The organism is Nonomuraea sp. SBT364 (assembly GCF_001083785.1).
Taxonomy (GTDB): domain Bacteria; phylum Actinomycetota; class Actinomycetes; order Streptosporangiales; family Streptosporangiaceae; genus Nonomuraea.
Genome location: NZ_LAVL01000018.1, coordinates 54,217 through 76,269 on the forward strand (window position 1 = coordinate 54,217; position 22,053 = coordinate 76,269).

General features: G+C 71.5%; 18 protein-coding genes. 13 read left to right on the plus strand and 5 right to left on the minus strand.

The annotated features are described in order from the left end of the window. Positions 1-2: 2 nt before the first annotated feature. Positions 3-1,904, minus strand: a complete 1,902-nt coding sequence (locus tag ADY59_RS11860) for a molybdopterin oxidoreductase family protein (protein WP_156325431.1) — start codon at positions 1,902-1,904, stop codon at positions 3-5. 38 nt (positions 1,905-1,942) lie between these two features. Continuing rightward, complete coding sequence (locus ADY59_RS11865) at positions 1,943-2,920, minus strand: 2-dehydropantoate 2-reductase (protein WP_049561419.1); 978 nt, start codon at positions 2,918-2,920, stop codon at positions 1,943-1,945. A gap of 121 nt (positions 2,921-3,041) precedes the next feature. Here ADY59_RS11865 and ADY59_RS11870 point away from each other — a divergent pair, with 121 nt between their 5' ends. The 7 genes from ADY59_RS11870 to ADY59_RS11900 all read left to right on the plus strand — a co-directional run bounded on the left by ADY59_RS11870 (position 3,042) and on the right by ADY59_RS11900 (position 12,475). Next, positions 3,042-4,298 (plus strand): molybdopterin molybdotransferase MoeA, encoded by a 1,257-nt coding sequence (locus tag ADY59_RS11870; protein WP_049561422.1) that lies wholly within the window; start codon positions 3,042-3,044, stop codon positions 4,296-4,298. Between the two features lie 83 nt (positions 4,299-4,381). After that, positions 4,382-6,046, plus strand: a complete 1,665-nt coding sequence (locus ADY59_RS11875) for a thiamine pyrophosphate-binding protein (RefSeq protein ID WP_049561425.1) — start codon at positions 4,382-4,384, stop codon at positions 6,044-6,046. A gap of 13 nt (positions 6,047-6,059) precedes the next feature. Then, positions 6,060-7,283, plus strand: coding sequence for a formyl-CoA transferase (frc, locus tag ADY59_RS11880; RefSeq protein ID WP_049561428.1), 1,224 nt, complete (start codon positions 6,060-6,062; stop codon positions 7,281-7,283). Then, positions 7,283-9,400 (plus strand): acetate--CoA ligase family protein, encoded by a 2,118-nt coding sequence (locus ADY59_RS11885; protein WP_049561431.1) that lies wholly within the window; start codon positions 7,283-7,285, stop codon positions 9,398-9,400. Before frc ends, ADY59_RS11885 begins: the two co-directional genes overlap by 1 nt. Before the next feature lie 164 nt (positions 9,401-9,564). Further along, complete coding sequence (locus tag ADY59_RS11890) at positions 9,565-10,971, plus strand: Nramp family divalent metal transporter (protein ID WP_082310039.1); 1,407 nt, start codon at positions 9,565-9,567, stop codon at positions 10,969-10,971. Continuing rightward, complete coding sequence (locus tag ADY59_RS11895) at positions 10,971-11,501, plus strand: hypothetical protein (RefSeq protein WP_049561436.1); 531 nt, start codon at positions 10,971-10,973, stop codon at positions 11,499-11,501. The genes ADY59_RS11890 and ADY59_RS11895 overlap by 1 nt, the downstream gene beginning before the upstream one ends. Beyond that, positions 11,498-12,475 (plus strand): TerC family protein, encoded by a 978-nt coding sequence (locus tag ADY59_RS11900; protein WP_049561438.1) that lies wholly within the window; start codon positions 11,498-11,500, stop codon positions 12,473-12,475. The genes ADY59_RS11895 and ADY59_RS11900 overlap by 4 nt, the downstream gene beginning before the upstream one ends. A gap of 38 nt (positions 12,476-12,513) precedes the next feature. On the opposite strand, the gene ADY59_RS11905 is transcribed toward ADY59_RS11900, so the two are convergent. The 3 genes from ADY59_RS11905 to ADY59_RS11915 form a co-directional block, all read right to left on the minus strand. After that, positions 12,514-12,753: a hypothetical protein gene (locus ADY59_RS11905; RefSeq protein WP_156325432.1), complete on the minus strand. Its 240-nt coding sequence runs from the start codon at positions 12,751-12,753 to the stop codon at positions 12,514-12,516. Positions 12,754-12,862: 109 nt separating this feature from the next. Further along, positions 12,863-13,609 (minus strand): GntR family transcriptional regulator, encoded by a 747-nt coding sequence (locus ADY59_RS11910; protein ID WP_049561443.1) that lies wholly within the window; start codon positions 13,607-13,609, stop codon positions 12,863-12,865. Positions 13,610-13,722: 113 nt separating this feature from the next. Continuing rightward, on the minus strand, positions 13,723-15,069 hold the full coding sequence (locus tag ADY59_RS11915; protein ID WP_156325433.1) for a hypothetical protein: 1,347 nt from the start codon (positions 15,067-15,069) through the stop codon (positions 13,723-13,725). Between the two features lie 88 nt (positions 15,070-15,157). Here ADY59_RS11915 and sucC point away from each other — a divergent pair, with 88 nt between their 5' ends. Genes sucC through ADY59_RS11945 form a run of 6 tightly spaced genes read left to right on the plus strand, consistent with a single transcriptional unit; the run spans position 15,158 to position 22,050 of the window. After that, positions 15,158-16,288 carry an ADP-forming succinate--CoA ligase subunit beta gene (sucC, locus tag ADY59_RS11920; protein WP_049561449.1) on the plus strand — a complete coding sequence of 377 codons (1,131 nt, stop codon included), beginning with the start codon at positions 15,158-15,160 and terminating at the stop codon, positions 16,286-16,288. Beyond that, positions 16,288-17,175, plus strand: a complete 888-nt coding sequence (gene sucD / locus ADY59_RS11925; protein WP_049561452.1) for a succinate--CoA ligase subunit alpha — start codon at positions 16,288-16,290, stop codon at positions 17,173-17,175. The genes sucC and sucD overlap by 1 nt, the downstream gene beginning before the upstream one ends. Continuing rightward, entirely contained in the window at positions 17,172-17,936 is a 765-nt protein-coding gene (locus tag ADY59_RS11930; RefSeq protein WP_049561454.1) for a hydroxypyruvate isomerase family protein, read from the plus strand. Before sucD ends, ADY59_RS11930 begins: the two co-directional genes overlap by 4 nt. Then, positions 17,933-18,793, plus strand: coding sequence for a 2-hydroxy-3-oxopropionate reductase (locus ADY59_RS11935; protein WP_049561457.1), 861 nt, complete (start codon positions 17,933-17,935; stop codon positions 18,791-18,793). Before ADY59_RS11930 ends, ADY59_RS11935 begins: the two co-directional genes overlap by 4 nt. Further along, entirely contained in the window at positions 18,790-20,511 is a 1,722-nt protein-coding gene (gene gcl / locus ADY59_RS11940) for a glyoxylate carboligase (protein ID WP_082310040.1), read from the plus strand. The genes ADY59_RS11935 and gcl overlap by 4 nt, the downstream gene beginning before the upstream one ends. 9 nt (positions 20,512-20,520) lie before the next feature. Beyond that, positions 20,521-22,050 (plus strand): aldehyde dehydrogenase family protein, encoded by a 1,530-nt coding sequence (locus ADY59_RS11945; protein WP_049561462.1) that lies wholly within the window; start codon positions 20,521-20,523, stop codon positions 22,048-22,050. Positions 22,051-22,053 lie beyond the last annotated feature (3 nt).

The window sequence follows — 22,053 nt, forward strand, 5'->3', positions numbered from 1 at the left end:
GTTCACCCGGCCTTGACGAGCTTCTCGACGCGTACGGCTGCCGCCTTGAACTCGGCCGTGCCCGCGATGGGGCAGGTGGCCTCGATGGTCAGGGCGTTGGTGTCCACCTCGTCCGGGAAGTGGAACGTCATGAACACCAGCCCGGGCCGCAGCCCGGGATCGATGAAGACGGGCGCGACCACCGAGCCGCGCCGTGAACTGATCCGCACCTCTTCACCGGCGACCAGCCCGAGCCGCTCGGCGTCCTCAGGGGACAGCTCGATCGTCTCGCCCCGCCGCAGCGGCGAGGCGAACCCGGACGACTGCACGCCGGTGTTGTAGGAGTCCAGCCGCCGCCCGGTCGTCAGCCGGAGCGGGTACTCCTCGTCCAGCAGGTCGACCGGCGGCGAGTGCCGCAGCACCGCGAACGGCGCGGGCGTGCCCCGCCTGACCGGGTCGCTCTCCCACAGCCGCCCGTGCAGGTAGGGCGGCTCGACGGAGTCCTCCGACGGGCACGGCCACTGGATGCCGTGCAGGTCCTCCAGCCGCCGGTAGGTCATCCCGGTGTGGTCGGGGGACAGGGCGCGCAGCTCGTTCCAGACCTCCTCGGCGCCGTCGTAGTGCCAGTCGTGGCCCAGGCGGCGGGCCAGCTCACACATGATCCAGATGTCGTCGCGCGCCTCGCCCGGCGGGTCGAGGGCCTTGCGCACCCGCTGCACCCGGCGCTCGCTGTTGGTGAAGGTGCCGTCGGCCTCGCACCACGCGGCGCTGGCCGGCAGCACCACGTCGGCCATCTGGGCGGTCTTGGTGAGGAAGATGTCCTGCACGACGAGGTGGTCGAGCATGGACAGGCGCTTGATGCAGGCCAGGGAGTCGGCCTCGGACTGCACCGGGTTCTCGCCGATGAGGTAGCAGGTGGTGACCTCGCCCTCGGCCATCGCCTCCAGCATCTCGGTGAGGTTGTGGCCGTAGCGCGGCTGGATGCCGACCCCCCAGGCCGTCTCGAACTTCTGCCTGATCGACGGGTCGAGGATGTCCTGGAAGCCCGGCAGCCGGTTGGGGATGGCGCCCATGTCGCCGCCGCCCTGCACGTTGTTCTGGCCGCGCAGCGGCGACAGGCCGGAGCCGTAGCGGCCGACGTGGCCGGTCAGCAGGGAGAGGTTGATCAGCGCCCGGACGTTGTCGGTGGCGTTGTGGTGCTCGGTGATGCCTAGGGTCCAGCACATCTGGGCGCGGTCGGCGCGGGCGTAGGCGTGGGCCAGTTCGCGGATGGCGTGCGCGGGCACGCCGGTGACCTGCTCGGCGGCGCTGAGCGTCCACGGCTCGACGCACTCGCGGAACTCCTCGAAGCCGGTCGTGGCCCGCTCGATGAACTCCTGGTTGTGCAGCCCGGCATGGATGATCTCGCGGGCGATCGCGTGGGCGAGCGGGATGTCGGTGCCCACGTTCAGCCCTAACCACAGGTCGGCCCACTGGGCGGTGCCGGTGCGGCGCGGGTCCACGGCGAACATCCGCGCGCCGTTGTGTATGCCCTTCAGCACGTGCTGGAAGAAGATCGGATGGGCGTTCCGCGCCGCGGAGCCCCACATCACGATCACATCGGTGTCCTCGACCTCCTGATAGGAGGAGGTGCCGCCACCGCTGCCGAACACGGCCGAGAGCCCCGCCACGCTGGGCGCGTGGCAGGTGCGATTGCAGGAATCCACGTTGTTGGTGCCGATCACCACGCGGGTGAACTTCTGCCCGACGTAGTTCATCTCGTTGGTGGAACGGGCGCACGACAGCATGGCGAAGCTGTCGGGGCCGTGTTTGTCGACGTTGCGCCGGAACCCCTCGGCGGCGCGGGTGAGCGCCTCTTCCCAGGTGGCCTCGCGCAGCACGCCGTCCTCGCGCACCAGTGGACGGGTCAGGCGGTCATAGCTCATGATCCCTCCATTCTGTATACAATCTACGGTATGCCTAGCTAGACCGCTCGGACAAGGTTCTCGGCCAGGAGGTCGCTCACCGCGTGGATCGCACGCAGCGTCGGCACCTCGGCGCCGGTCAGGTCGGCCAGCTCGACCACCGCCGCGAGCAGCACGTCCAGCTCCAGGGGCTTGCCCTTCTCCAGGTCCTGGAGGGTGGACGTCTTGTGCTCGCCGGCCTTCTCGGCCCCGCGCAGCCGGCGCTCGATGGAGATGCCGGGATCGCAGCCGACGTTCGCGGCCACCTCCAGCGTCTCGCGCATCATGGCCCGCACCAGCTCCCTGGCGCCGTCGTGGCGGCAGATCCCCGCCATGGTCGCCCTGGCCAGCGCGCTGATCGGGTTGAAGGCGATGTTGCCCATGAGTTTGATCCACACGTCGCGGCGCAGGTCCTGCTCGACGGGGCACTTGAGCCCGCCGGCCACCGCCGCGTCGCTGAAGCTCGCGCATCTGCGCGTCAGCGTGCCGTCCGGCTCGCCGATGGAGAACCGGGTGCCCTCCAGGTGCCGGATGACGCCCGGCTCCTCGATCTCGGTCGCGGCGTAGACGACGCAGCCGATGGCCCGTTCCAGGGGCAGCGCCGCGCTGACCGCCCCTCCCGGATCCACGCTCTGGATGCGGTAGCCCTCGTGGGGGCCCCTGAGCCCGTGGAAGTACCACCACGGGATGCCGTTCTGCGCGGCGATGATGCCCGTCGACTCGTGCAACAGCGGCTTGATCATGGGGCCCGCGGCGGCGTAGCTGTTCGCCTTGAGGCCCAGGAAGACGTGGTCCACCGGACCGACCTGGTGAGGGTCGTCGGTGGCGTGGGGACGGGCGACGAAATCGCCCCTCGGGCTGAGCACCCGCACACCGGATCTGCGTATGGCGTCCAGGTGCGCACCTCTGGCGATGAGGTGCACCTCGACTCCCGCCCTGTGGAGGGCGGCGCCCACGTACGCGCCGATGGCGCCGGCGCCAAGAACAGCGACTTTCATGCTGCGCTCCGTTCTCGCGTCGGATCATGTCCGGCCCCCCGGCCCACCGCCGGCCGATGGATGCGACCTGCAGTGCATTCGGTATACAGTATGGAAAATTCGGGGTCAAGGGAGCCGCTTCATGACCGTTCTTCGTGAGGAACCCGTGCTGGAAGCGCTGTCCTGGGGTGCCGCCAGGGAGCTCGCCGCAGGTTGCGCCCGCCTTCTCGAACCCGTCGCGGTGCCTCTCGCCGAGGCCGCCGGCTGCCGGCTCGCCGCCCCCTTACGGGCCCTGGTGCCCGTGCCCGGGGTCGACGTGGCCGCCATGGACGGCTACGCGGTCGCCGGCCCGCCGCCCTGGCACGTGGTGGCCCACGTCCTGGCCGGCGGCACGCCGTACCCGGCCACGCTGCTGCCGGGCGAGGCGGTCGAGATCGCCACCGGCGCCCCGGTCCCGGCGGGCACGTCGGCGGTCCTCCCGTACGAGCAGGCCGGGCCCTCCGGCGACCGGCCGCCCGAGGGGGGCTCCTCCGGGACGCGGCCGCGACCGCCGGAAGGCGGCGGATCCGGGGGCGCGCTGTGGGTCGCCGGGCACGTCGAGGCGGGGCGGCACGTGCGGCGGCGGGGCGAGGACGTCGCCGAGGGCGCCGCCGTGCTCGGCGCGGGCGCGCTCGTCACGCCGGTGGTGCTCGGGCTGGCCGCCGCCCTGGGGCACGACACGCTCCCGGTACGGCCCAGGCCCCGGGTGCGCGTGCTGGTGACCGGCGACGAGGTGGTCGGCCACGGCCTCCCCGAGCCCGGCCGGGTGCGCGACGCCATCGGCCCGTTCCTGCCCGGCCTGGTCGCCTGGGCCGGTGGCCGCCTCGCGGAGACCGCCCGCCTCCCCGACGGCCCCGATCCGCTGCGCGCCGCACTCGCCCCGGGGGGATCGCCGGTCGAGGTGGTGGTCGTGTGCGGGGCCTCGTCGAAGGGGCCGGCCGATCACCTGCGGGCGGTGCTCGCCGACCTCGGCGCCGAGGTGCTGGTCGACGGGGTCGCCGTACGCCCCGGGCACCCGCAGCTGCTGGCGCGGATGCCGTCCGGGACGCTGGTGGTCGGGCTGCCCGGGAACCCGTTCGCGGCGCTGGCGGCGGCCGTCACGCTGCTGGCGCCGATGCTGCGCACGATGGCCGGCCGGGAGGCGCGGCGGGAGGTGAGCGCGCTGGCCGGGACGGTGCGGACGCACCCGAGGGACACCCGGCTGGTCCCGGTGCGGCGGTCGGGACGCGGGGCGGTGCCCGTCGGGCACGATCGGCCGGGATCTCTGTGGGGCGCCGCGATGGCGGATGCCCTGGCCGTGGTACCCGCGGGGTGGGCCGGAGAGCCGGTGGAGCTGATCGAGTTGCCCGAAGGGGGCTAGACAGGCCGGTGACGGGAGGGTAACCATTGCGTTCATACGGTATGCAGTATGCGGGAGACAGTCGCTTGGAAAGGGACGCATCGATGTCGGAAACGATCTCTGGCGGTCATCTGGTAGCCAAGGCGCTCAAGGCCGAAGGCGTGGACGTGATCTACACGCTCTGCGGCGGCCACATCATCGACATCTACGACGGCTGCGTCGATGAGGGCATCGAGGTCATCGACGTGCGCCACGAGCAGGTGGCCGCGCACGCGGCCGACGGCTACGCGCGCATCACCGGCAAGCCCGGCTGCGCGGTGGTCACCGCCGGGCCCGGCACGACGGACGCGGTCACCGGCGTGGCCAACGCGTTCCGGGCGGAGAGCCCGATGTTGCTGATCGGCGGGCAGGGGGCGCTGAGCCAGCACAAGATGGGCTCGCTGCAGGACCTCCCGCACGTCGACATGATGACGCCGATCACCAAGTTCGCCGCGACGGTGCCGAGCACGGAACGGGTGGCCGACATCGTGTCGATGGCCTTCCGCGAGTGCTACCACGGCGCCCCGGGCCCGTCGTTCCTGGAGATCCCGCGCGACGTCCTGGACGCGAAGGTCCCGCTGGAGAAGGCGCGCATCCCGAAGAACTACCGGGCCTCCACCCGCCAGGCCGGCGACCCGGAGGCCATCGAGAAGCTGGCCGACCTGCTGGCCCACGCCGAGAAGCCGTGCATCCTGCTCGGCAGCCAGGTGTGGACCTGCCGGGCCACGGACTCGGCGATCGACTTCGTCCGCCAGCTCAACGTGCCCGCCTACATGAACGGCTCGGCGCGCGGCACGCTGCCGCCCGGCGACCCGCACCGCTTCCAGCTCAGCCGCCGCTACGCCTTCACCGAGGCCGACCTGATCATCATCGTCGGCACCCCGTTCGACTTCCGGATGGGCTACGGCAAGCGGCTGTCACCGACGGCGACGGTGGTGCAGATCGACCTCGACTACCGCACCGTCGGCAAGAACCGGGACATCGACCTGGGGATCGTCGGCGACGCCGGCCTCATCCTGGCCGCCACCGCGCAGGCCGCCAGCGGGCGGATCACCGACTCGGCCGCCAGGCGCAAGGAGTGGATCGAGGAACTGCGCGCCGTCGAGCAGGCCGCCTACGACAAGCGCCTGCCCCGCCAGCTCTCCGACGCCCAGCCGATCGACCCCTACCGGCTGGTCCACGAGATCAACGAGTTCCTCACCGAGGACAGCATCTACATCGGCGACGGCGGCGACATCGTCACCTTCTCCGGCCAGGTCGTCCAGCCCAAGTCGCCCGGCCACTGGATGGACCCGGGACCGCTCGGCACGCTCGGCGTCGGCATGGCCTTCGCGATGGCCGCCAAGCAGGCCCGGCGTGACAAGGAGGTGCTCTGCCTGTTCGGCGACGGCGCCTTCAGCCTCACCGGCTGGGACTTCGAGACGATGGTCCGCTTCGACCTGCCGTTCATCGGCGTCATCGGCAACAACTCCTCGATGAACCAGATCCGCTACGGCCAGGCCGCCAAGTACGGCGAGGACCGCGCCCGCATCGGCAACACGCTGGGCGACATCCGCTACGGCGAGTTCGCCAAGCTGCTGGGCGGCTACGGCGAGGAGGTCCGCGACCCGGCCGAGATCCGACCCGCGCTGGAGCGGGCCCGCGAGTCCGGCAAGCCGTCGCTGATCAACGTCTGGGTCGACCCCGACGTGTACGCGCCCGGCACCATGAACCAGACCATGTACAAGTAGGGCAGGTCCTGACATGAAGGCACTCGAAGGTGTCCGCGTCCTCGACATGACCCACGTCCAGTCCGGCCCGTCCGCCACCCAGTTGCTCGCCTGGCTGGGCGCCGACGTGGTCAAGCTGGAGTCCCCGACCGGCGACATCACCCGGCAGCAGCTCCGCGACCTGCCGGACGTCGACAGCCTCTACTTCACAATGCTCAACTGCAACAAGCGCAGCATCACGCTCAACATGAAGAGCGAGCGCGGCAAGGAGCTGTTCACCGAGCTGGTGAAGGGCGCCGACGTGCTGGTGGAGAACTTCGGCCCCGGCGCGGTCGACCGCATGGGTTTCACCTGGGACCGGCTCCAGGAGCTCAACCCGCGTCTCGTCTACGCCTCGATCAAGGGCTTCGGCGCCGGCCGTTACGCCAAGTTCAAGGCGTACGAGGTGATCGCCCAGGCGATGGGCGGCTCGATGTCGACCACCGGCTTCGAGGACGGCCCGCCGCTGGCCACCGGCGCGCAGATCGGCGACTCGGGCACCGGCATCCACGCGGTCGCCGGCATCCTGGCCGCCCTCTACCAGCGCGAGCGGTCCGGGCGCGGGCAGCGGGTGCAGGTCGCCATGCAGCACGCGGTGCTCAACCTGGCCCGCGTCAAGCTGCGTGACCAGCAGCGGCTCGCGCACGGCCCGCTGCGCGAGTACCCGAACAAGACGTTCGGCGACGAGGTGCCGCGCTCCGGCAACGCCAGCGGCGGCGGCCAGCCCGGCTGGGCGGTGCGCTGCGCGCCCGGCGGCCCGAACGACTACATCTACGTGATCGTCCAGCCGGTCGGCTGGAAGCCGCTGTCGGCCATCATCGGCCGCCCCGAGCTGGCCGAGGACCCCGAGTGGGCGACGCCGGAGGCCCGGCTGTCCAAGCTGGACAAGATGTTCCAGCTCATCGAGGAGTGGACGATCCGCCACGACAAGTGGACGGTGCTGGACCGGCTCAACGCCGAGAACATCCCGTGCGGCCCGATCCTGTCCACCAAGGAGCTGGTCGAGGACGAGAGCCTGCGCGAGGAGGGCATCGTCGTCGCGGTCGACCATCCGGAGCGCGGCGAGTTCGTGACCGTCGGCAGCCCGCTGCAGCTGTCGGACTCGCCGGTCGACGTGAAGACGCCGCCGCTGCTGGGCGAGCACAACCAGGAGATCTACGGCCCGCTCGGCGTGAGCGCCGAGGAACTGGCCGAGCTGAAGACGAACGGAGTCATCTAGTGAGTGCAGTCAGGGACATCCTGGACAAGGCGCTCGCCGAAGGCCGCACGGCCCTGACCGCCCCGGAGGGGCGCGGGATCTGCGAGGCGTACGGCATCGCCACCCCGGGTGAAGGGCTGGCCACCTCGGCGGCCGAGGCCGTCTCGATCGCGGAGGAGATCGGCCTCCCGGTGGTGCTGAAGATCGTCTCGCCGGACATCCTGCACAAGACCGACGCCGGTGGCGTGCTGGTCGGGCTGAAGTCGGCCGACGAGGTACGCGACGGCTTCGAGACCATCATGGCCAACGCCCTCGCCTACAACGCCGGCGCCCGCATCGACGGTGTCCAGGTGCAGCAGCTCGTCGGCGGCGGGTTCGAGGTCATCGTGGGCGCGGTCACCGACCCCACGTTCGGCAAGGTGATCGCGTTCGGGCTGGGCGGTGTCCTGGTTGAGGTGCTCAAGGATGTTACTTTCCGGCTTGCCCCGGTTTCGGGTGATGAAGCCCTGGGGATGCTCGACGACATCAAAGCGGCGGAAGTGCTGAAAGGTGCCCGTGGTGCCGAGCCCGCGAACCGGGAGGCCCTGGCGGCGCTGATCGAGCGCGTCGGCAGGCTGGTCAGCGACTTCCCCGAGATCACCGAGATCGACCTCAACCCGGTCTTCGCCGACGCCCGCGGCGCCGTGGCCGCCGACGTGCGCATCCTCATCGGAGAGGCGCCCGCCGAGGTCAGCCGGCTGCCCCGCGAGCGCATCCTGGAGCAGATGACGCGGATCTTCAAGCCGCGCTCGGTCGCCGTCATCGGCGCCTCCGCCGAGACCGGCAAGATCGGCAACTCGGTCATGCGCAACCTCATCAACGGCGGCTACCGGGGCCAGATCTTCCCGATCAACCCCAAGGCCGACGACATCATGGGGCTGCCCGCGTACAAGAGCATCTCCGACGTGCCGCACGACGTGGACGTCGCCGTGTTCGCGATCCCCGCCAAGTTCGTGCCAGCCGCGCTGGAGGAGGCCGGGCGCAAGGGCGTCGGCGGCGCCATCATGATCCCCTCGGGGTTCGCCGAGACCGGCAACGTCGAGGGCCAGCGGGAGATCGTGGAGATCGCCCGCAAGCACGGCGTGCGCATGCTCGGACCCAACATCTACGGCTACTACTACACGCCGGAGAACCTCTGCGCGACCTTCTGCACCCCCTACGACGTGCGCGGCGGCGTCGCCCTCACCTCGCAGAGCGGCGGCATCGGCATGGCCATCCTGGGCTTCAGCCGCACCACCAAGATGGGCGTGTCGGCGATCGTCGGCGTCGGCAACAAGGCCGACGTGGACGAGGACGACCTGCTCACCTTCTTCGAGCAGGACGACAACACCCGCGCCGTCGCCATGCACCTGGAGGACCTCAAGGACGGCCGGGGCTTCGTCGAGGCCGCCCGCCGGGTCGTCAAGGAGAAGCCCGTCATCGTGCTGAAGGCCGGGCGCACCGCCATGGGCGCGCGCGCCGCCGGCTCCCACACCGGCGCGCTGGCCGGCGACGACAAGGTCTACGACGACATCCTGCGGCAGGCCGGCGTGGTACGCGCCCCCGGGCTGAACGACATGCTGGAGTACGCCAGGTCGCTGCCGATCATGCCGACGCCCCAGGGCGAGAACGTGGTCATCATCACCGGGGCGGGCGGCTCCGGCGTGCTGCTGTCGGACGCCTGCGTCGACGCCGGGCTGACGCTCATGGACATCCCGCCCGACCTGGACGAGGCCTTCCGCGCCTACATCCCCCCGTTCGGCGCGGCGGGCAACCCCATCGACATCACCGGCGGCGAGCCGCCCTCGACCTACGAGAACACGCTCCGGCTCGGCCTCGCCGACGACCGGATCCACGCTCTGGTCCTGGGCTACTGGCACACGATCGTCACGCCGCCGATGGTCTTCGCCGAACTCGTCGCCCGCGTGGTGGCCGAGGAACGGGCGAAGGGCAACGTCAAGCCGGTCGTCGCGTCGCTGGCCGGGGACACCGAGGTTGAGGAGGCCAGCGAGTACCTGTTCGAGCACGGAGTGGTCGCGTACCCGTACACGACCGAAAAGCCCGTAGCGGTCCTCGGCGCGAAGTACCGCTGGGCCAGGGCAGCCGGCCTGCTGGGCTAAGAGCCGAGCACAGCAGAGCCAGGCGAGGGGGCGCATTCGGGGCAGCGCAGGAGAACCAACAAATCCCCCCAGGAGGTCCGTAGGTGGACACATCAAAACCCCCGGCGACGTCTGCGCCGCCGGTCGAGGACGATCGAGTATGGAAAGCGGGCCGGCTGGAGCCGATGCCCATCAGGAAACTCCCCGACGCGCCTCCCTCGGTGCACATCCTCGGGCCCACCGTCTTCCTCGTGGCTCTGGGCGTGGGGATGGGCGAGTCGTACATGTGGCCCCGGCTCGTGCTGCTGTTCGGGCCGGAGATCAGATGGTTGTTCCTGATCGGCGTGACGCTCCAGGCCGTGGTCATGCTCGAGATGGCCCGCTACGCGATGGCGACGGGGGAGAGCATCTTCTCCGGCGCCGCCCGCGTGTTCAAGCCGCTCATGTGGTTCTTCTTCATCGTCGCCATGGCCGTCTACATCTGGCCCGGTCACCTGTCCGCGGGGGCCGCGGCGCTGGAGGAGATCAGCGGGATCCCCTGGATGATCACCGCGATAGCGGGGCTCGTCCTGGTCGGAGTGATCTTCAGCTTCGCCAAGGTGATCTACAACCTGCTGGAGAACGTGCTGTCGCTGCTCATCGGCGCCCTCGTGATCGGCACCGCGGTGGTGGCCGCCATGGTGGGCTCGTGGAGCGACGTGGTCACCACGATCACCGGCATGTTCTCCATCGGCTACCTGCCGGCCGAGGCCATGACGGCCGCGTGGTTCCCGGTCATCGTCGGGGCCTGCGCGTTCGCCGGGCCGTCGGGCATGCAGCAGATGTGGTACACGCTGCACCTGCGGGCCTCCGGAGCGGGCATGGGCGCGCACATCCCGAAGGTCCACGGCCTGCGGCACGCCGGCGAGGAAGAGGCCATGCCCTCGCGCGGCTTCATGTTCGACACCGAGGACCCGGCCGAGATGGCCAAGTGGAAGGGCTGGCGCCGCTGGGTCACCTTCGACGCCTTACTGCTCTTCTGGGGCATCACCATGCTGGTCACGATCTCCTTCACGGTGATCGCCCAGGCGGCGGTGCGCCAGAACCCGGACGTCCGCACGGCCATCCAGGGCGACGACCGCGAGGTGGCGCTGAGCGCCATGGCGGACGCCGTCTCCTCGGCCGGCAGCTCGGTGCTCGGCGTGATCTTCCTCGGGTTCATCGCGCTCATCGGCCTCAACGCCACGCTGGGACTGTTCGACTCCTTCTCGCGTGGTCAGGCCGACATGACGTACAACTTCGTGCCCGGCGCGAAGAAGCTGCGCATGTCGCACCTGTACGCGGGCTTCCTCTGGGGCGTGATCATCTTCGGCATCCTGATCCTGCTGTTCGGACCCGCTGACGGGCCGAGCGGGATCCTGGACACGCTGGCGTTCCTGTCGACGTTCGCGATGGGCGCGTACTGCGTGACGCTGCTCCTGGTCAACAACCGCATGCTGCCCAAACCGATCAGGCCGAGGTGGTGGTCCAACCTGATCATCGGGTTCGGCGCCGTCTTCTACCTGGGCATGCTGTTCTACAGCCTGTTCGCCTTCGGCGTGGTCGTGGGCTGATGATCGAACGGCACAGCCTCGAACTCGCCCTGCCAGGGGCGTCGATCGGAGCCGTCGCCGGCGCCATGGCCGGTGGGCTGACCCTGTTCGCCGGGGTGCCCGCCGGCCTGGCCGCCCTGTCGGCCCTGGCCTTCGCCATGACCCTCGGCCTCTTCGGCGGCCTGTACGGCGTGCTGCTCGGCCACGGCCTCTTCCGGCCCGGCACCTTCGGGCCGTGCGGCCTGTACTGGATGGCGGCCTTCCCGCTGTCCAGGCTGGCCCAGGAGACCCTGGCCGGGACCGGCGGCCTGGCCGACGGGGTGCCCGGCTTCCTGGTCTACCAGGCCATGGTCGGCCTCGGCTTCGCGATCGGCTTCGTCTGGCTGCACGAGCGGCTCATGCCGCACTGGCTGATCCGCCTCGCCCCGGCCAACCCGCAGGCCGAGGCGCTGCTCGGCCTCTACCTTCAGCACGCCCAAGCGCTGCGTAGCTCGCGTGCCTCCCGGAGCCCCCGGAACTCGCGGAGCTCGCGGAAGGGGGCCCGCCGATGAACCTGCCCGCCTGGGTGTGGCTCGCCACGATCGGCGGCTTCGCCCTCATTCTCGCGCTGGACTTCTACCTCGTCGCACGCAACCCGCGCGAGCCCTCCTTCAAGGAGTGCGTCGGCTGGGTGTCGTTCTACGTGGGCCTGGCCGTCCTGTTCGGGATCGGGCTGCTGCTGACGTCGGGCCCCGGCCACGGCGGCGAGTTCTTCGCCGGCTGGATCACCGAGTACTCGCTCAGCGTCGACAACCTGTTCGTCTTCCTGCTGATCATGAGCCGCTTCCAGGTGCCGCGGCAGTACCGCCAGAAGGTGCTGCTCATCGGCATCGTGCTGGCCCTGATCATGCGGGGCGCCTTCATCGCCGCCGGCGCCGAGGCGGTGACGAGGTTCGACTGGCTCTTCTACGTCTTCGGCGCCTTCCTCGTCTACACGGCCTGGAAGCTGATCGGGCACGAGGAGGACGAGGCGGAGTTCTCCGAGAACATCGCCCTGCGCACGGTCCGCCGGGTGCTGCCCACCACCGACGCCTACCACGGCGCCCGGCTCACCGTGCACCTGGGCCGCAGGATGGTGACGCCGATGCTGATCGTCATGGTCGCCATCGGCACCACCGACCTGCTGTTCGCGCTCGACTCGATCCCGGCCATCTTCGGGCTCACCAAGGAGCCGTATCTCGTCTTCACCGCCAACGCCTTCGCCCTCATGGGGCTGCGGCAGCTGTTCTTCCTCATCGGCGGCCTGCTCGACCGGCTGGTCTACCTGAGCAAGGGCCTGTCGGTGGTGCTCGCCTTCATCGGCGTGAAACTCATCCTTGAGGCGCTGCACCACGACGGCGTCTCGTGGGCTCCGGAGATCCCGATCCTGGTGTCGCTCGGGGTCATCCTCGGCACCCTGGCCGTCACCACGGTCCTGAGCCTGATCAAGTCGTCCCGCGACGCCAAGGCCGCCCAGGAGGTGGAGCCCGTCGAAGCGGAGCGCTGAACGGGCCGCGCGCGGGGGAGCCGTCTCCCGTGCGCGGCTCAGCCTTTGGGGCTCCTCCGCACGTCGTGCCCAGGGGAGTGGCCCGTGGGGTGCTCAGGGGAGTGGCCTGTGGAGTGCTCTGTGGAGTGTTCCGTGGACCAGTCGCGCAGGTAGCGCTCCGCGTCGTCGGCGCTGTAGTGCTTCCTGAGCGCCGCGCTCAGTCCGACGCCCATGGCCCGGCCGTCGGCGGCCTGACCCAGGGGATCACCAAGGAGGAAGCGGACAAGCGTCTTCTTCATCGTCATGCACCTCTCAATCTGTTCCATCTGCTGCCCGGGACGGCCCCGGGCAAGCGGAATCCTCCGCCCGGACTGTTTCCGGGCGGCCGTCCTCACGTGAACGCGGGGCCTAGTTGGTCGACGGCGTCGCGCGTGGGCGCCGGCGGCGCACCGGCTTCGGCGCGGGCTCCACCGGCTCGTTCTCGCGCTGCTCCATGTAGGAGGCGCGGGTGTGCCCGGTGTGCTCGTGCATGATCGACGCCGCCCGGTCGGCGTCGCCCGCCTCGATGGCGTCGATCAACGCCCGGTGCTCCTCCCACGAGGCCATGCCCCGCTGGCGGGCCACCGGCGTGTGATACCAGCGCACCCGGCGGGCCACCTGGCTGGCCAGCTCCTCCAGCACCTTGTTGCCCGACAACGCGGTCACCAGCGCGTGCAGCTCGGAGTTGGTGGCGACGGCGCTGTCGACGTCGTCGGAACGCACGGCCGCGATGCCGCGCTCGCACAGCGCCCGCAGCCGCCGCACGCCCTCCTCACCCGCGTACTGCGCCGCCAGCCTGGCGGACTCGGTCTCCAGCAGGGCGCGTACGGCCAGCAGCTGGTCGGCCTCCTCCACCGTCGGCACGTGCACGAACGCGCCCTGACCGGGGTGCAGGTCGACCCATCCCTCGCCGCTGAGCTGCTGCAGCGCCTCGCGCACCGGCTGCCGCGACACCCCGAGCAGGGCGGCCAGCTCGCTCTCGACCAGGTGCTGGCCGGGCTTGAGCTGGCCGGAGACGATGAGCTCCTGAATGGCCTCGATCACGCTCTCCCGGAGCGTGGCGGGGCGGGGAATCTTGGTGGCCGCCGCCTGACCGGCCTGATCCGACAGCAACATGAGGACTCCAGAGACTGCGCAACATAGTGGTTTTGGTCGACTGCCTACAGCATACTGCGCAGGATGCACGCCCCGCCGTGAGTCTCATCACAGAGAGCAACATCACAACACTTTCACAGCGGGATGGTCGCGGGGAGTCCCGGGGTGCGCAACCTGGGCGTGGCCAGGGCCGGGAGGGCGGCGAGCGCGGTGGCGGTCAGCAGCGCCGCGCCGGGCGCGGCCGGCGCCGCGAGCGCCAGGCAGGCGGCCATCACCCCGGCCACGGCCTTGGCGCTGTAGACGACGGCCTGGATCTCGCCGACCTTCTCGACCCCGAAGAACTCCCGTACGAGGCTCGCCACCAGCGGGTAGAACGCGCCCCCGCCCAGCCCGGCGGCGACCGCGCCGAGCCACAGGAGCGGGGCCGCTGTGCCGTTCTGGACGGCGGCCAGCAACAGGAGCTGGCCCGCGGCGAGGATCGTCAGCACGGCGGCGAGCACGCCCCGGCGGCCGAAGGCGTCCGAGGCGCGCATGGCCACCGCCCGGCCCGCGCCGTTGAGCGCCACCAGGAGGGCCAGCGCGCCCCAGGAGCCGGTGGCGGCCACCACGATCACGTCGAAGACGGACACGGCGCCCGCGCAGGCGAGGATGACGGCGAGCGCCGGCAGCGCCCGGGTCCGCAGCGCCTGGGCCAGCCCGAACTGGCGGACCGCGCCGGGGGTCCGGCGCAGGATCGCCGCGTCCAGCGCGTGGGCGCGCGGGTCGACGCTGCCGGGCCACCAGTGGCGCGGCGGCAGCCGCAGGTGCCGGGCCGCCGCGCCGATGGCCACGGCGGCGACGAGGGCCGCCGTCCCGAAGGCGACCGGTGTCGCGGCCGGCGCGATCCCGGCCCACACCAGCAGCGGGACCGCCCCGTACCCGAAGGCGCCCGTCACCAGGCTGACCCGGGAGGCGGGCCGGTCCGGGTACCAGGACGAGACGACCTCGCTGCACACCCCGTAGACGGCCCCCGCCCCCAGCCCGCCGAGCAGCGCGTACCCCAGCAGGGCGAGGAACAGCGGCCCGCCCACGAGAGCGCCCGCGCCGCCCGCGCCCAGGCCGCCCGCCACCTCAGCGCCGGTCCCGCCGCCGTTCGGGGCGGTGGTGAGGGTGGTGGTGAGGGTGGTGGTGAGGGCGACGGTCAGGAAGCCCGCGGCCGTGAGGGCGGCGCCCGCGGTGAGGGCCGCGCGGACCGATACGCGGCCGCGGCGGACGAGGTGGAGGGCCGGGAGGGCGCCGGCGGCCTGGAAGACGATGCAGGCGGCCAGGAGCAGCAGCCCGGTGGCGTCCCCGGTCAGCAGGGCGGCGAAGCCGTACTGCAGCGGGCTGATGGCGGCCATGGCCACGAGGGCGTGCCGGAACATGCGGGTGCGATCGGCGGGGACGGGTCCGACGGGGTAGGAGCGCCCGCGCCAGTCCCGGACAACTTCTGCATTCTCCATACCGTATGGAATATCCAGTAACCGAGCCCCTGTCGAGACCTAGACGAAGGATATTCCATACGGTATACCGTCTACAAAGGAGGCTCGAATGGACCTGTACGAGTACCAGGCGAAGGAGCTCTTCGGGCGCCACGGGATCCCGGTCCCGCAGGGCAGGGTCGCGGAAACTCCTGAGCAGGCCCGCGAGATCGCGGCCGAGCTGGGCGCCCCCGTCGTCATCAAGGCCCAGGTGAAGACCGGTGGCCGGGGCAAGGCGGGCGGGATCAGGGCGGCGGCGGGCCCGGCCGCGGCCGAACAGGAGGCCGCCCACGTCATCGGCATGGACATCAAGGGACACATCGCGAACCGCGTGCTGGTGGAGACCGCGACCGTGCCCTTCGAGGAGTATTACGCGGCCTTCCTGGTCGACCGGGCCGAGGGCGGCTTCCTGGCCATGGTGTCCAGCCAGGGCGGCATGGAGATCGAGGAACTGGCCGCGACGGACCCCGGGGCCATCGTGCGGCTGCCGATCGACCCGGTCGCGGGCGTGGACGCCGGCACGGCGCGGCTGCTGACGGAGAAGGCGGGGCTGCCCGAGGCCGCCGCCGAGGTGCTGGAACGGCTGTGGAAGTTGATGGCCGCCGAGGACGCCCTGCTCGTCGAGGTGAACCCGCTGATCTGCACCACCGACCAGCGGATCATGGCCCTCGACGGCAAGGTCACACTGGACGACAACGCCGGCTTCCGCCACGAGCGGCCCGGCGAGGAGCGCACCGGCAGCCTGGAGGACCGGGCCAGGGCCAAGGGCCTCAACTACGTCAAGCTGGACGGCAGCGTCGGCGTGATCGGCAACGGCGCCGGGCTGGTGATGAGCACGCTCGACGTGGTCGCCGGGGCCGGGGCCGACCCGGCGAACTTCCTGGACATCGGCGGCGGCGCGTCCGCCCAGGTCATGGCCGACGGCCTGGAGATCATCCTGGCCGACCCGGACGTCAAGTCGGTGCTGGTCAACGTCTTCGGCGGCATCACCGCCTGCGACGCGGTGGCCAACGGCATCGTGACCGCACTCGGACTGCTCGGCGAACGCGGCCACAGCCGGCCCATCGTCGTACGCCTGGACGGCAACAACGCCGAGGTGGGCCGGCGCATCCTGAGCGACGCCCGGCACCCGGTGGTCCGCCAGGTCTCCACCATGGACGGCGCCGCCGAGATGGCGGCCAGACTCGCGGCAGGTGCGTGATGGCGATCTTCCTGACCAAGGACAGCCGGGTGCTGGTCCAGGGCATGACGGGCGCGGAGGGCAGCAGGCACACGGCCCGCATGCTCGCGGCGGGGACCGAGGTGGTGGCGGGGGTGACGCCGGGCAAGGGCGGCCGCTCGGTGGACTTCGGCGAGCGCGCGGTGCCGGTGTTCGGCTCGGTGGCCGAGGCCATGGCGCAGACCGGCGCGGACGTGTCGGTGGTGTTCGTGCCGCCGCGCTTCACCCTCTCCGCCGTTCAGGAGGCGGTGTCGGCGGCGGTGCCGCTGTGCGTGGTCATCACCGAGGGCGTGCCGGTGCACGACGCGATCCGGCTGCGCGCGGCGGCGGCGGCCGGGCAGACCAGGATCATCGGGCCGAACTGCCCCGGCCTGATCAGCCCCGGCCAGTCCTCCGCCGGGATCATCCCCGCCGACATCACCTCCTCGGGGCGGATCGGGCTGGTCTCCAAGTCCGGCACGCTCACCTACCAGCTCATGTACGAGCTGCGCGACCTGGGATTCTCGACCGCCGTGGGGATCGGCGGCGACCCGGTCATCGGCACCACGCACATCGACTGCCTGCGGGCGTTCCAGGACGACCCGGGCACCGACGCGATCGTGATGATCGGCGAGATCGGCGGCGACGCCGAGGAGCGGGCGGCCGCGTACATCGCCGCGAACGTCACCAAGCCCGTCGTCGCCTACGTGGCCGGGTTCACCGCGCCGGAGGGCAAGACGATGGGGCACGCGGGCGCGATCGTGTCCGGCTCGTCGGGCACCGCCCAGGCCAAGAAGGAGGCCCTGGAGGCGGTCGGCGTACGGGTCGGGCGGACCCCGTCGGAGACGGCCAGGCTCATGCGGTCGGCACTCGGCAGGGCGGCGGCATGAGGTTCGCCGTCAACCTGTCCATCCTGCTGACGGACCTGCCGCTGCTGGAGCGTCCGGCGGCCGCGGCCAAGGCCGGGTTCGACGCGGTCGAGCTGTGGTGGCCGTTCGCCACGCCCGAGCCGGACCCCGCCGACCTGGCGGCGCTGCGCGACGCCGTCGAGAACGCCGGGGTGCGGCTCGCCGGCCTCAACTTCGACGCCGGCGACATGGCCGGCGGCGAACGCGGCCTGCTGGCCCGGCCGGCCGGCTCCGAGCGGTTCCGGGCCAACATCGACGTCGCCGTCGCGCTCGCGGGCGAGCTCGGGTGCGGGGTGCTCAACGCCCTGTACGGCAACGGGCCGGGGACGGATCGCGACCTGGCGGTCGAGAACCTGAGGAGGGCGGCCGACGCGGCGGCCGGGATCGGCGCGACCGTGGTGGTCGAAGCCCTCAACTCCCACGAGAACCCGCACTATCCGATCACGTCGTCCGCGGCGGCCTTCGGCCTGATCGACGACGTGGGCCGCGAGAACGTGGCCTTCCTGGCCGACCTCTACCACCTGCACCGGATGGGCGAGGACGTGCTCGCGCTCATCGACGGGCACGCGGCGAGGTTCGGCCACGTGCAGATCGCCGACGACCCCGGCCGGGGACAGCCCGGCAGCGGGCGGATGCCGTACCCGGAGATCCTCACGCGGCTGGAGGCCGCGGGATACCGGGGGCACGTCGGCCTGGAGTACCGGCACGAGGGGCCGGGAGCGTTCGCTTGGAGGCAGGGATGACGATCGCGTTCGTCGGCTTGGGGATCATGGGCAGCCCGATGGCCGCCAACCTGGTCGCCGCCGGGCATGCCGTGACCGGTTTCGACGTGAGCGCCGCGCGCGTGGACGAGCTGGTCGCGCGGGGCGGCAAGGGCGCCTCCAGCGTCGCCGAGGCGGTGACCGGCGCGGACGTGGTGATCACCATGCTGCCCGACTCGCCGCAGGTCGAGCAGGTGGCGCCGGACGTCGTCGAGCACGGCCGGCAGGGCCTGCTCTACCTCGACATGAGCACCATCCGCCCCGAGACCTCGCGCTGGGTCGCCGGCCTGGCCCGGGCCCGGGGCATCCGGGCGCTGGACGCCCCGGTCAGCGGCGGCGAGCGGGGCGCCGTCGACGGCACGCTGTCCATCATGGTCGGCGGCGCCGCCGAGGACGTGGAGGCGGCCCGGCCGGTGCTCGGCGCGCTCGGCACCACCATCGTGCACGTCGGCCCGGCAGGCGCGGGCCAGACCGTCAAGGCGGCCAACCAGCTCGTCGTCGGCGGCATCTACGGCCTGGTGGCCGAGGCCATCGTGCTGCTGGAGGCGTCCGGCGTGGACCCGGCGGCCGGGCTGGACGTGCTCGCCGGCGGCCTGGCCGGCTCGCGCATCCTCGACCTCAAACGGCACACCATGATCAAACGGGAGTTCGCCCCCGGATTCCGCATCGACCTGCACCACAAGGACATGGGCATCGCGGTCGCCGCCGCCCGCGAGGCCGGGGTCAGCCTGCCGCTCACCGGCCAGGTCGCCCAGCTCGTCGCGGCGGCCAGGGCGCAGGGCCACGGCTCGCTCGACCACTCCGCGCTGCTCAAGGTGATCGAAAGGCTTAATTCATGACACGAGTCCCCTGCATGGAGGCCGTGGTCGCGGTGCTGGAGTCGGAGGGGGTCGACACCGTCTTCGGCATCCCGGGCGCGGCCATCCTGCCCCTGTACGCGGCGCTCCAGCACAGCTCGATCCGGCACATCACGGTCCGCCACGAGGAAGGCGGCACGCACGCCGCCGACGGGTGGGCCAGGGTCACCGGGAACGTCGGCGTCTGCATCGGCACGTCCGGCCCGGCCGGCACCAACATGATCACCGGGCTCTACACGGCGATGGCCGACTCGATCCCGATGATCTGCATCACCGGGCAGGCCGCCACCTCGAAGCTGCACCAGGAGGCGTTCCAGGCGGTCGACATCGTGGAGATCGCCCGGCCCGTCACCAAGTGGGCGGTGCAGCTCAAGGAGCCCGCGCAGGCGCCGTGGGTGTTCCGGGAGGCGTTCCGGATCGCCCGTTCCGGGCGGCCCGGCCCGGTGCTCATCGACCTGCCGATCGACGTGCAGCGCGGCACCTGCCTGTACGACAGGACGGTGGACGCGCCGCTGCCCGTCGAGGTGCCCACGCCGTTACCCCAGGCCGTACGCCGCGCGGTGGACCTGATCGGGGAGGCCGGGCGGCCGCTCATCCTGGCCGGCGGCGGCGTGATCATCGCCGACGCCACCGAGGAGCTGCTCGCGCTGGCCGAGCACCTGCAGGTGCCGGTGCAGGTCACGCTCATGGGCAAGGGCGCCTTCCCGGAGGACCATCCGCTGTTCGCCGGGATGGCCGGCATCCAGACGCAGACCCGGTGGGGCAACGCGGCGTTCCTGGAGAGCGACCTCGTGCTGGCCGTCGGGGCGCGGTTCGGCGACCGGCACACCGGCGACCTGGACGTCTACCGGGGCAAACGCACGTTCATCCATGTGGACATCGAGCCCACCCAGCTCGGCCGGGTCTTCGAGCCCGACCTCGGCCTGGTCGCGCACGCCAGACCGGCGCTGTCGGCGCTGCTCGGCGAGGCGCGCGCCCGGGGCGAAGCCCGTCAGCCCGGGGCGTGGCCGCGCCGGGTCGGCGAGCTGCGCGGCACCATGGCCCGCCGCGACGACTTCGACGACGTGCCGATCAAGCCGCCCAGGGTGTTCAAGGAGCTCAACGAGTTCTACGGCAGGGACACCACGTTCGTCACCGCCATCGGGCTCTACCAGATCTGGTCCGGCCAGTTCCAGACGACCTACCTGCCGCGCCGCTACCTGGTCTGCGGCCAGGCCGGGCCGCTGGGCTGGGAGGTGCCGGCCGCGATGGGCGTCAAGTGCGCCCACCCCGAGCGGCAGGTCGTGGTGGTGGTCGGCGACTACTCCTTCCAGTTCCTCATGGAGGAGGTCGCGGTCGCCGCCCAGTACCGCATCCCGTTCGTCATCGTCATGGTCAACAACGAGTATCTGGGCCTCATCAGGCAGGCGGAGATCCCGTACGACATGAACTTCGCCGTGGACCTGCACTACGGGGAGGGCGGCATCGACCATGTCAAGGCCATGGAGTCGTTCGGCTGCCCGGCCCGCAGGGTGGAGGTGCCCGGCGACATCCGCGACGCGCTGTCCTGGGCGACCGCCGAGGCCGCGCGCGAACGGCTCCCGGTGCTCGTGGAGGTGATGGTCGAACGCGAGGCCAACGCCGCCATGGGGCCGTCGCTGAAGGAGATCAAGGAGTTCGAGCCGCTGCCCGAGCTCATCGCCGTCGACTGGTCCGACTGAGGAGGCGCCATGCTGCTCAAACCGGGTACGGCCTGGCAGGACACCTACGACCGCAGCCGCGCGGTGGCGCCCGAGGCGTTCCACGACGACCGGGTGCTCAACCACTGGGGCGGGTTCTGGCAGCGGGACGGGCGGCCGGCGCCGGTCTTCTCGCCGCTGGACGGCACCGCCATCGCCGGGCCGCCCCGGCTGGACCGGGCCGGCGCGGGCCGGGCCGTGGCAGGGGCCGTCGAGGAGCACCGGCAGTGGCGGCACCTGCCGCTCGCCGAGCGCAAGGCCCGGGTCGAGGCGGCGGTGGACGCCATGGCCGAGCACCGCGACCTGCTGGCCCTGCTGCTCGTGTGGGAGATCGGCAAGCCGTGGAAGACCGCGCGCGCCGACGTCGACCGCTGCCTGGACGGGGTGCGCTGGTATCTGGAGGAGATCGACCGCATGGTCGCCGGGCGGACGCCGCTGCCCGGCCCGGTGAGCAACATCGCGAGCTGGAACTACCCGATGAGCGTGCTCATGCACGCCATGCTCGTGCAGGCGCTGGCCGGCAACGCGGTGATCGCCAAGACGCCCACCGACGGCGGGCTGTGCTGCCTCACCCTCGCCTGCGCGCTGGCCGTACGGGAAGGCCTGCCCTTCACGCTGGTCAGCGGGGGAGGGGCGGAGCTGTCGCCGGTGCTGGTGGCGGGGCGCTCGCTCGGCTGCGTGTCGTTCGTCGGCGGCCGGGACGCGGGCGCCAGCGTGGCGACCTCGCTGGCCGATCTGGAACGGCGGCACGTGCTGGAGCAGGAGGGGCTCAACTGCTGGGGCGTGTGGGAGTACTCGGACTGGGACGTGCTCACGCGGCAGATCCGGGCGTCGTTCGACTACGGCAAGCAGCGGTGCACCGCCTATCCGAGGTTCGTGGTGCAGCGGTCGCTGTTCCACGAGTTCCTGGGGGCGTACCTGTCGGCGGTGGGGTCACTGCGGTTCGGGCATCCGCTGGCCGTGGCCGAGCCCGGCGACCCGCTGCCCGAGCTGGACTTCGGGCCGCTGATCAACGCCTCGAAGGCCAAGGAGCTGGCCGACCAGGTGGACGAGGCGGTGGCGCGGGGCGGGGTGCCGGTGCACCGGGCGTCGCTCGATGCCGGACATTTCCTGCCGGGGCAGGATATTTCGGCTTATTTTGCGCCCGTGGCGTTGCTCAGCCCGCCGCGCTCCTCGCCCCTCTTCCACGCCGAGCCGTTCGGGCCCGTCGACACGATCGCGCTGGTGGACACCGAGGCCGAACTGCTGGCCGCGATGAACGCCAGCAACGGCGCCCTGGTCGCGACCCTCTCCTGCGACGAGGAGGACACCTACCGCCGGCTCGCCCTCGACGTGCGGGCCTTCAAGGTCGGCCACAACCGGCCACGCTCCCGGGGTGACCGGGAGGAGCTGTTCGGCGGGCTCGGCGCCTCCTGGCGCGGCGCCTTCGTCGGCGGCGAACTGCTCGTCAGGGCCGCCACCCAGGGCCCCGAGGGCGAGCGCCTGCCCGGCAACTTCCCGCACTACACGCTGCTGCCCTGACAG